This window comes from Terrabacter sp. FW104-15G4B, assembly GCF_058790095.1.
On record NZ_JBYTCI010000034.1, the window covers coordinates 25323 to 35744 of the forward strand.

At 70.8% G+C, this 10422-nt stretch carries 11 protein-coding genes; 3 read left to right on the plus strand and 8 right to left on the minus strand.

Annotated features, from left to right (window positions below; all coding sequences use genetic code 11):
* Positions 1–88: 88 nt before the first annotated feature.
* The 4 genes from AC3WRT_RS18420 to AC3WRT_RS18435 are packed head-to-tail and all read right to left on the minus strand — an operon-like array spanning position 89 to position 3135.
* Positions 89–682 carry an arsenate reductase/protein-tyrosine-phosphatase family protein gene (locus AC3WRT_RS18420; RefSeq protein ID WP_492724496.1) on the minus strand — a complete coding sequence of 198 codons (594 nt, stop codon included), beginning with the start codon at positions 680–682 and terminating at the stop codon, positions 89–91.
* A complete protein-coding gene (locus tag AC3WRT_RS18425) occupies positions 679–1284 on the minus strand; it encodes a dTDP-4-dehydrorhamnose 3,5-epimerase family protein (protein ID WP_492724498.1) in 606 nt (201 codons plus the stop codon). Before AC3WRT_RS18425 ends, AC3WRT_RS18420 begins: the two co-directional genes overlap by 4 nt.
* Positions 1284–2162, minus strand: a complete 879-nt coding sequence (gene rfbA, locus AC3WRT_RS18430) for a glucose-1-phosphate thymidylyltransferase RfbA (protein ID WP_492724500.1) — start codon at positions 2160–2162, stop codon at positions 1284–1286. Before rfbA ends, AC3WRT_RS18425 begins: the two co-directional genes overlap by 1 nt.
* A gap of 49 nt (positions 2163–2211) precedes the next feature.
* Positions 2212–3135: a beta propeller repeat protein gene (locus AC3WRT_RS18435; protein WP_492724502.1), complete on the minus strand. Its 924-nt coding sequence runs from the start codon at positions 3133–3135 to the stop codon at positions 2212–2214.
* A gap of 151 nt (positions 3136–3286) precedes the next feature.
* On the opposite strand from AC3WRT_RS18435, the gene AC3WRT_RS18440 reads away from it, so the two are divergent.
* Positions 3287–4897: a tyrosine-protein kinase domain-containing protein gene (locus tag AC3WRT_RS18440; RefSeq protein WP_492724504.1), complete on the plus strand. Its 1611-nt coding sequence runs from the start codon at positions 3287–3289 to the stop codon at positions 4895–4897.
* Between the two features lie 303 nt (positions 4898–5200).
* Here AC3WRT_RS18440 and AC3WRT_RS18445 read toward each other — a convergent pair whose 3' ends face one another.
* The 4 genes from AC3WRT_RS18445 to AC3WRT_RS18460 form a co-directional block, all read right to left on the minus strand.
* A complete protein-coding gene (locus tag AC3WRT_RS18445; protein ID WP_492724506.1) occupies positions 5201–5881 on the minus strand; it encodes a transposase in 681 nt (226 codons plus the stop codon).
* A complete protein-coding gene (locus AC3WRT_RS18450) occupies positions 5881–6315 on the minus strand; it encodes an IS110 family transposase (RefSeq protein WP_492724508.1) in 435 nt (144 codons plus the stop codon). The genes AC3WRT_RS18445 and AC3WRT_RS18450 overlap by 1 nt, the downstream gene beginning before the upstream one ends.
* 205 nt (positions 6316–6520) lie before the next feature.
* Positions 6521–7126, minus strand: coding sequence for an arsenate reductase/protein-tyrosine-phosphatase family protein (locus tag AC3WRT_RS18455; RefSeq protein ID WP_492724510.1), 606 nt, complete (start codon positions 7124–7126; stop codon positions 6521–6523).
* Positions 7127–7250: 124 nt separating this feature from the next.
* Positions 7251–8594: a UDP-glucose dehydrogenase family protein gene (locus AC3WRT_RS18460; protein WP_492724512.1), complete on the minus strand. Its 1344-nt coding sequence runs from the start codon at positions 8592–8594 to the stop codon at positions 7251–7253.
* A 72-nt stretch (positions 8595–8666) separates the two neighbouring features.
* Between AC3WRT_RS18460 and rfbB the strand changes: the two genes are divergently transcribed.
* Both rfbB and rfbD read left to right on the plus strand, forming a co-directional pair.
* A complete protein-coding gene (gene rfbB / locus AC3WRT_RS18465; RefSeq protein ID WP_492724514.1) occupies positions 8667–9680 on the plus strand; it encodes a dTDP-glucose 4,6-dehydratase in 1014 nt (337 codons plus the stop codon).
* Positions 9681–9724: 44 nt separating this feature from the next.
* On the plus strand, positions 9725–10422 hold a 698-nt coding region (gene rfbD / locus AC3WRT_RS18470), incomplete at its 3' end, for a dTDP-4-dehydrorhamnose reductase (protein ID WP_492724516.1).

The window sequence follows — 10422 nt, forward strand, 5'->3', positions numbered from 1 at the left end:
GCTTCCCCTTCGCCTGCCAGATGGTCGCTCCCCCGCGGGCCATGCTAGGGGCGGATCCGCTTGCGGCACGTGGCGGTCCGCGGGAGGTTCAGACGGCGGGCGGCTTCAGCGCGGCAGCCACGACAGGCAGCTGCGCCTCGATCTCGGCCGACATCAGGGCATATGCCGCAGAACTGCGCCCGTAGGGGTCCGGTATGTCCGATTCGGCGGCGGTGCGAGCCGGCTTGAGGCCGCGGCGGCCGCGGGCCACATCGGCGAGGCTCGCGGCCCACGGCGTGTCGGGGCCGGTCGCGTCGGCCTCCGACGCGGCGGCAGCGAGCTCCGGCTCGGCGTCGCGCACGAGGTCGGCCAGCTCGCCGAGGGTGAAGGTCTTGCGCAGCGCCCGTGGGTGCAGGGCCACGGCGTCGGCACGGTGCCGCTGCGTCGCGGTGATGACGAGGTCGGCGTCGCCGAGCATCGCCGGCACGAGCTGCCGCGAGGCGAAGCCGGCGGTGTCTGCTCCGACGCCGCCGAGCGCCGCGACCGAGCCGGGCTCGATGTCGGCGCCGACGAGCGCCCGGGTGCCGGCGCTCTCGACCTCGACGTCCAGCCCGGAGAGGAGCTGGCGCAGCCGGCGTTCGAGGTAGGGCGAGCGGCAGACGTTGCCGGTGCAGATCACGAGGATCCGCCCGACTCGCCTCAAGGGCGGCCGCCGGCCAGCGACCGGGTGTGCGCGAGGCAGGCCTCGAGGCTCGGCAGCAGGCCGGCCTCTTCGGCCTCGTCGAGCGACGGCGCCGCGGCGTCCTTCGGCGAGATCAGCGGCTGGAAGCCGGCGGGCAGCTCGAGCGCGATGCGCGGGTCGAGCGGGTTGATGCCGCGCTCGACGGCGGGGTTGAAGACCTCGGAGCAGAGATAGACGGCCGTCCCGTCCTCGATGCAGGCCAGCGCGTGGCCCAGGCCCTCGGAGAGGTAGACAGCACGCCGGTCGACGGTGTCGAGCAGGACGGAGTCCCACTGCCCGAAGGTGGGCGAGCCGACGCGCAGGTCGATGACGTAGTCGACGAAGACGCCGCCGGTGACCGTGACGTACTTCGCCTGCGAGGGCGGCACGTCGGCGAAGTGGATGCCGCGCAGCGCGCCGGCGGTGGAGACCGAGATGTTGGTCTGGCGCACCTGCAGGTCGTGGCCGATGGCCTTGGCCAGGTGGTCGACGCGGAAGCCCTCGGCGAAGACGCCGCGGTCGTCGGGGAACTGCCGGGGGGTGATCTCGAAGGCGCCGTCGACGCACAGCGGACGAATCTCCATCAGATCTCCTCCCGGGCCTCGGCGAGCAGGGCGTGCAGGTAGAGGCCGTAGCCGCTCTTGGCCTGCGCGTCGGCGTGCACCCGCAGGCCGTCGTCGTCGAGCCAGCCGTTGCGCCACGCCACCTCCTCGACGCACCCGATCTTCTGGCCCTGGCGGGCCTCGACCACGTGCACGTACTGGCTGGCCTCCATCAGGCCGGTGAACGTGCCGGTGTCGAACCAGGCGGTGCCCCGCGGCAGGGGCGTGACGGTGAGCGTGCCGCGGTGGAGGTACTCGTCGTTGACGGCCGTGATCTCCAGCTCGCCGCGCTCGCTCGGCGTGAGGTTGCGGGCGATGTCGACGACGTCGTTGTCGTAGAAGTAGAGGCCGGGCACGGCGTAGTTGGACTTGGGATGCTCCGGCTTCTCCTCGATCGAGAGCACCGTGCCGTCCGAGTCGAACTCCACGACACCGTATGCCGTGGGGTCGGCGACGCGGTAGGCGAAGACGTGCCCGCCCTTGACGTCGGTGTTGTCGCGCAGCCTGGTGCCGAGGCCGGGGCCGAAGAAGATGTTGTCGCCGAGGACGAGAGCGACCTCGTCGTCGCCGATGAAGTCGGCACCCAGCACGAAGGCCTGGGCCAGTCCGTCGGGACTCGGCTGGACGGCATACTCGATCGACATGCCCCACTGGGAACCGTCACCGAGGAGCCGGCGGAACTGGTCGGAGTCAGCGGGGGTCGTGATGACGAGGACCTCGCGGATGCCGGCCATCATGAGGGTCGACAAGGGGTAGTAGACCATCGGCTTGTCGTAGACCGGCATGAGCTGCTTGCTGATGCCGCGGGTGATGGGATGCAGGCGCGTCCCGGAGCCGCCGGCGAGGATGATGCCCTTCATGGTGGCCCAGCCTAGGGGGACGAAGCGGGCCGCGTGACATCCAGGCCGGTCAGGACGCGGCGGACCACGTCTTGAGGTTGCCGCCGGAGCGCCAGGTGTCACCCGCCACGGCGAGCCAGCCGGCGCCGTTGACGACGCTGAGCGACACCCGGCCCTCGACGTCGGTGAGCGGGGTCGTGACGCAGGCGACGCGCGAGGCCGCGCCGTCGGAGACCTTGGCCACCTCGATGCCGGCGCAGCCGTCGGTGACCCGGGCGACGTAGGCAACCGCGGTGTCCTTCTCATCACGGGTCGCGATGGTGAGGGTGCCCTTGACCGTGGCGAGCGTGCTCCAGCGGGCGCCGCCGTCGGTGGAGCGGACGAGGCGCCCGTCGGCGCAGGCGGCAACGGCGCGGGTGGCGCTCACCCGCGCGAGGTCGATGAGGTTCGTCGAGCCGCAGGGGCGCGCGTCGGGACGCTCGGGGGTGATGGCGAGGGTGGGCTTGTCGCCGCCGGGGACCCGTGACCAGCCGCCCTCGACGTCGCTGGGGCGGGTCCACGACTTCGCGTCGTCGTCGGTGTCGAACTCGGCCGCCGAGCAGCCGGAGCGAACGCCGATGACGAAGCCGCGGTCGGAGCCGACCGGCTGGATGCGGCCGAGCGCCCGCGCCGGGGTGTCGCGCGTGGTCCACGTGCGGCCGCCGTCGTCGGTGGCGCTCAGGGTGGCGCCGCCGTCACGGCAGCTGCCGACGGTCGAACGCCAGGCGCGCTTGCCGTCGACCGCGGCGATGACCTCACGCAGGGGTGCTGGCTGGATGACGGGTGCGGCGCTCGTGGTCGGCGACGTCGCCACCACGGCGGCCACCGGGGTGGGCGTCTCGGAGGCGGCCCCGGCCGCGTCCGGCCGGAAGGCGAGGACGACGAGGAGCGCATCCACGACGAGAAGGGCGAGCAGTCCGGCGAATGCCAGCCGCCCCGCCGAGGTCTCAGACATCCACCGCATCACGACCCACACTGTACGGACCCACTCGGTCCAATGCGCGCATCCGGGGCCTTCGGGACTACCATGCCCGTGAACTGATGTGTCGGAAATGTCCGAGCGGGGAGCTGCGTCACTGCGCGCGGCTGGAATGAGAGACGGCGCTGTGGAGCTGCAGGACTACCTGAACGTCATCCGAAAGCGTTGGATGATCATCGCCGCCGTCGCCCTCGTGACCCTCGGCCTGGCGGCCGCCTACACGGCCCTCAGCCCGAGGACGTATGCCGCGACCACCGAGTTCTTCGTCCGCACCTCGGGTGACGACACGACCTCCGCGCTGCAACAGGGGAACACCTTCGCGCAGGCCCGCGTCAAGAGCTACTCGCAGGTCCTCCGGACAGAGCGTGTGCTGGCGCCGGTCATCAAGCAGGCCGGACTGAACACCACGCCCCAGAAGCTTGCCGACCAGGTCACCGCCTCCATCCCTCTTGACACGGTTCTGATCGACGTCACCGTCACGGACCGCTCGCCGGCGGGCGCCCAGCGCATCGCCGCGGCCATCTCCGAGGTCTTCCCGGCACAGGTTCAGGAGATCGAGAGCACGGGCAGCCAGACCAGTCCGATCACCGTCAAGGTGCTCAAGAGCGCGCAGGCAGATTCCACGCCGGTCAGCCCCAAGCCGACCCGCAACCTCGCGCTGGGCCTCGTCCTCGGGCTGCTGCTCGGCTTCGGCGTGGCGCTGCTGCGCGACGTCCTGGACAAGTCGGTGAAGTCCCAGAGCGACCTCGAGGCGGTCACCGACCGCACGGTCCTCGGCAGCATCGCCTTCGACAGCGAGGCCTCGGCGCACCCGCTCATCGTCCAGGTCGACCCACGCTCGCAGCGCGCCGAGGCCTTCCGGTCGCTGCGTACGAACCTGCAGTTCGTCGACGTCGCCAACCCGCCCAAGTCGCTCGTCATCACCTCCTCCCTCCCCGGCGAGGGCAAGTCCACGACCACGGCCAACCTGGCTATCAGCCTTGCCGAAACCGGCCTCAAGGTCGTCGTCATCGAGGGCGACCTACGCCGGCCGCGGCTGCTCGACTACCTCGGTTTCGAGGGCTCGGTGGGCTTGACCGACGTGCTCATCGGCCGGGTCGAGGTCGACGACGTGCTCCAGCCCTTCGGCCGCTCCGGCCTCTACCTGCTCGGCGCCGGACCCATCCCGCCCAACCCGAGCGAGCTGCTCGGCTCAGCCAACATGGAACAGCTCGTCGCCGACCTGGCCGAGCGCTTCGACTACGTCCTCATCGACGCTCCCCCGCTACTGCCCGTCACGGACGCAGCGGTGCTCAGCACCATCGCCGACGGGGCGCTCGTCGTCGTGGGCGCCGGAGTGGCGCAGCGCGAGCACGTGCGCCGCGCGCTCGACACGCTCGAGCAGGTCAACGGCTCGGTGTTCGGCCTCATCCTCAACCGCGTCAAGGCCAAGGAGCTCGGTGCCGGCTACGGCACGTACGAGTACGACTACCGTCCGGAGAGCGAGCGGCAGCGCGCCAAGGACCGCATTGGCCGTCGACACCGCCGTCCGGTCGCCTCCGCCGACGAGGTCGGCCCGGTGAACCCCCGCCCGACCATGCCCGCGGCGCCCGCACCGCGCACGGCCCCCGGGGCGACGCCAGGGGCGCCCATTCCCCCGAACGGTGCGCCGCTTGCCGGCTCCGGCCGAGGCGCCGCCCTCGAGCAGCAGTCCGGGCCGCAGCCGACCTTCCCTGCCGACGACTCGATCTTCCACTGATATGTAGGTGATCCTGTCAAGTGGGCAGGGTGAAGCGGGGTCCACTCTGGCCGGAGGGGACCCCGCTTCGTCGTTCCCGGGGTGGTGTCAGGAGGCGGCGTGTCAGGCGACGCGCGGTCAGTCTGATATGCGCGGGTTGGCTACCGCAGGGCCTTGTTTCGGCTGGACAGGCGGGGGCGGGTCTGAGGTCGAGCGTGCCCATCGACCTTGAGGAGTCAAAGGGTGCTCTCAGTGCACACGCTGGTCCTGTCCTCGCGCTGCTGGCCGGACACCACGGGTGGCCCGGGAACGGGCTAGGAGGTCTTATTCGTCCATCACGGCCAAGGACCAGCACCAGCCGGCGAGCTCGCGGGCGATCGCGGTGTTGGCGACGGTGTGCCGCTTGCGGTGCGCGGCCAGCACGGTCCACCGGTGGTGCAGGCGCCGATTGCCGGCGTCGCCGCGGGCGGCAGCAGCGGCTGGCGCCTTCGCCCACCGGTCCTGCATGGTCTTGCCCGGTCCGTAGCGAGGCTGGTGATGCCACGCCGCCTCGATCAGCAGCCGTCGGGCATGGCTGTTCCCGGTCTTGGTGATCCCACCCTGGGAGCGGCTGGATCCGGAGGAGTGCTCTGACGGGACCAGCCCGAGGTAGGCGCCGATCGACGCGCCGGTGAGCCGGTGCCAGTCCCCGATCTCGACGGCGAGGGCGAACCCGGTCGTCGTCGATATCCCCCGCAGGCAACACAGCCGGCGGGTCACGGCCGTGAACTCGCTGTCACCGGCCAGCGCGAGGATCGCCGCGTCGAGCCGGTCCCGGCGGGCCAGGGCATGGACGGTCGCGTCGTAGGCGTCATCGAACGCCGCCAGCGTCCCGGCCCCACTTGTGGCGAGGTGCTCTTTCCGGGTCCGGCGCAGCCATGCGTCGTGCCTGCCGGTCCAGGCATCGCCGTCGTACACGTGCCCGTGGCGCAGCAGCATCTTGGACAGTCGGTGCCGGGCGGCCATCAACCCGCCATCAACGTGGTTCGGGCATCGTCACGGGCCCGGACCAGGTCCCGCGCGGACTCCTGCGCAGGAGTCGGGATCGTGACCGCGACGATGTCATCGTTGCGGGCCAGCCGGGCCAGCAACACCGCGTCCTTCGCGTCGGTCTTGACCCGGTCACCTGCAGGGCGCAGCAGCTTGCTCGGTGCCGCCACTTGGCATCGGTGTCCCGCCGCGAGCAGTCCCCGGGCCAGGCCGTATCCGGTCGGGCCCGCCTCGTAGGTGACCAGCACCGGACCGTGGTCAACGGTTAGCTCCGTCACGAACCCGAGCACCGTCACTGGGTCCGGTGACAGCCTCCGCTCGATCACTTCACCGGTCACGGTGTCGATCGCCGCCGCCCGGACCGACCGGGCGTGAACATCCAACCCAAGACTCGTACGCTCAAGGAACACCGGAGCCTCCTATGCATGTCGGCACCCGCCACCCGATATGGCAGGTGATCCACGAATCACTGCATACGCGAGGCTCCGGCCTCAAGACCCCAGCACCGCGACCCTCATAGGGTCTGATCGGCGCCTCCGCCCGCCGTTGAGGTGCACAGGGCCCGTCACCGCACTGCGGTGACGGGCCCTTCGTCGGTGCGTCGTCTGGGCGGCCTCAGCGCGAGGCGCGGACCCGTGACGACCCTGCCACGGAGCCGAACGTGGCCACGACGGCGCGCAGGTTGTCCTCGATGCGGGCGAAGGCCTCCGCGTGCGTGCGGGCAGAGCGCCTGTAGGGGTCGACGACGTCGACCTCCATGACGTCGCGCGGTGGCACGGTGCCGCGCGAAGCTGCGGCCTCGGCGACCACCTGCGGCAGCCAGGGGCGTGCCGGAGTGATGGGTCGCCACGACTGCGACGAGCGGCAGAGGTCGGCGAAGTCGCCGAGGGCGAAGATGCGCCGCATGGCGGCCGGATGCAGCCGGGCGACCTCGCCGCGGTGCGTGCGCGTCAAGGTGAGGACGAGCTCCGCAGCTTCGATGATCTGCAGCGTGACGAGGCGAGCGGCGAAGCCCGTGACGTCCGCCCCGACTCGGCGCAGCTGCTCGCTCGTCTCGGGCTCCATGTCCGAGCCGACAACCGCACCGGTCCCGGCGCTGGCGATGGGCACGCCCGCGTCGGGCAGCAGCTGGCGCAGGCGCCGCTCCGCGTACGGTGAGCGGCAGATGTTGCCGGTGCAGATGAAAAGGATGCCGCGGGCGTGAGGGAGGTCCCCAGGCATCGTGCCCCCTGTGTGTCGACGTGGCCGGGTAGGCCGTCATCGTAAGGGCGCTCGCCTTACCCAAGTGACGTAAACGGCGCTTTCGGTAAAAACTCCGCAGGTTGCTCCCAACGTGCCACGGGAGTCACCAGATCGAGCTGGACCGGCGCCCCATCCCGCGGTAGTCCCAGCCGGCGTCGTTCCACGCCCGAGGGTCGAGCACGTTGCGGCCGTCGATGATCCGGGGGGTGGCGACGAGCGACTTGGCGTGTGAGGGGTCGAGCTCGACGTAGTCCTTCCACGCCGTCAGGAGCATCACGAGGTCGGCGCCGGCCAAGGCGTCCTCGGCGGAGTCGACGATGTGGAGGTCGGGCCGGACGTCGCGCACCGCGTCGGCCCCCGCCGGGTCGGTCGCGACGACGTTCGCCCCCCGCCCCCAGAGCCGGCCGGCGATGTCGAGGGCCGGGGAGTCGCGTACGTCGTCACTGTCGGGCTTGAAGCTGAGGCCCAGCACGGCGACCTTCACCCCGACGAGGCGCCCCCCGGCCATCTCGGAGGCCAGCTCCACGGCGTGGTCACGGCGGCGCATGTTGATGGAGTCGACCTCGCGCAGGAAGGTCAGCGACTGGTCGACCCCCAGCTCACCGGCCCGCGCCATGAAGGCCCGGATGTCCTTGGGCAAGCACCCTCCCCCGAAGCCGATGCCGGCCTGGAGGAACTTCGTCCCGATGCGATCGTCGTGGCCGATGGCCTCGGCTAGACGCGAGACGTCGGCCCCGGACGCATCGCACAGCTCGGCCATGGAGTTGATGAAGGAGATCTTCGTGGCGAGGAAGGAGTTGGCGGCGACCTTGACGAGCTCGGCCGTCGGGTAGTTGACGAGCAGTCGCGGGATGCCGGCCTCGATGATCGGGGCGTAGACCTCGTCGACGGCCGCCCGACCGATCTCGCCGCGCTCGCGGTCGTCGGGCAGGCCGTAGACGACGCGGTCGGGCCGCTGGGTGTCCTGGACGGCATACCCCTCGCGGAGGAACTCCGGGTTCCACACGACGACGGCGTCCACGCCGGCGTCCGCCAGGCGGTCGGCGACGGACTGGGCCGTCCCCACCGGGACGGTGGACTTCCCGACCACGACGATCGGGCCGTCAGCGGGGGCCGTCGCGTTGGCGATGATGTCGTCGACCGCCGACCAGACGTAGCTCATGTCCGCGGCGTAGCTGCCACCGCGCTGCGGGGTGCCGACGGCGATGAAGTGGACCTGCGCGTCGGCGATCTGGGACTTGTCGGTGGTGAAGGTCAGCGAGCCGCCCTCGACGCCCTTCCGCAGCAGCGGCTCGAGCCCGGGCTCGTGGAAGGACGGGATGCCTGCAGCGAGCTTGGCCACCTTGCCTTCGTCAATGTCGACGCCGACGACGTCGTGGCCGAAGTCGGCCATGCACGCGGCGTGCACCGCTCCGAGGTATCCGCATCCGATGACCGAGATCTTCACGCCGGGAGCATACCGAGCGGCCCGCGAGCGACCGATGAGCCCGAGAGGACGCCAGTTCGTTATCCTCGGCCCATGCGCGTACTGGTCACCGGCGGAGCCGGCTTCATCGGCTCGAACTTTGTCCTCCGAGCGCGCGAGACGCGCCCCGACTGGGCGCTGACGGTCATCGACTCAATGACGTATGCCGCCAACCGCCAGTCGCTCGCACCGGTCCTCTCCGATCTCGGCGGCGACGGTTCGGTGCGGCTCGTCGAGGGCTCGGTGGCCGACGCATCGCTCGTCGACGGCCTCGTCGCCGACCACGATGTCGTCGTGCACTTCGCGGCCGAGTCGCACAACGACAACAGCCTCGACAGCCCGTGGCCGTTCGTCGAGAGCAACGTGGTGGGCACCTTCACGTTGCTCGAGGCGGTCCGCCGCCACGGCAAGCGGCTGCACCACATCTCGACCGACGAGGTCTACGGCGACCTGGAGCTCGACGACCCCGAGCGGTTCACCGAGCAGACCCCGGTCAACCCGTCGTCGCCCTACTCGGCCACCAAGGCAGGCGCGGACCTGCTGGTTCGTGCGTGGATTCGCTCGTTCGGCATCCAGGCGACCGTGTCGAACTGCTCGAACAACTATGGCCCGCGCCAGCACGTCGAGAAGTTCATTCCGCGCCAGATCACGAACATCCTCGACGACATCCGGCCGAAGCTCTACGGCTCTGGCCTCAACGTGCGTGACTGGATCCACGTCGACGACCACAACGACGCCGTCATCGCCATCCTCGAGCAGGGCCGCGTCGGCGAGACCTACCTCATTGGTGCCGACGGCGAGCGCAACAACCTCGAGATTGTGCGCATGCTGCTCGACCTCATGGGCAAGCCCAACGACTGGTTCGACCACGTCGACGACCGTCCAGGCCACGACCTGCGCTACGCCATCGACTCCTCGAAGCTGCGCGCCGAGACCGGCTGGCGCCCCCGCTACAGCGACGTCCGCGCGGGGCTCGAGGCGACGGTCGAGTGGTACGCCGCCAACCGCGACTGGTGGGAGGCCGCCAAGGTCGCTTCCGAGCAGACGTACGCCCGGCTGGGCCGGTGACAGCCTCCTCCCCCGGACGCGCGCTCGTCACCGGCGCAGGCGGGATGCTGGCGCACGACCTCGTGCCAGCCCTCCGCCAAGCAGGCTGGGTGGTCACCGCCCTGGGCCGCGCCGACCTCGACGTCACAGATCCGGCGCAGTGCATCGCCGCCATCGACGGGCACGACCTCGTACTCAACACGGCGGCCTACACGGCTGTCGATGACGCCGAGACAAATGAGGCGGCCGCCTTCGCGGTCAATGCCGTCGGCGCCGCGAATGTCGCGCGCGCGAGCGCCCGGGCCGGCGCTCGCCTCGTGCATGTCTCCACCGACTACGTCTTCGACGGCACCGCCACCGAGCCGTACGCCGTCGACCACCCAGTGGCGCCGCGCTCGGCCTACGGCCGCACCAAGGCCGCTGGCGAGTGGGCGGTGCAAGCCCTGTGCCCACAGTCGTGGGTCGTGCGCACGGCGTGGCTCTACGGCGCCGGTGGGCCGAACTTCGTATCCACGATGCTGCGGCTGGCGTCCGAGCGCGAGACGGTCTCGGTCGTCGACGACCAGGTCGGGCAGCCAACGTGGACCGTCGACCTCTCGGACCTCATCGTGCGGATCGTCGAGGGGGAGGCGCCCTTCGGCATACACCACGGGACCTCCAGCGGCCAGACGACATGGTTCGGCTTCGCCCACGCCGTCTTCGAGCTCAACGGGCTCGACCCCCAGCGGGTGCTCCCGACGACAACGGATGCCTTCCCCCGCCC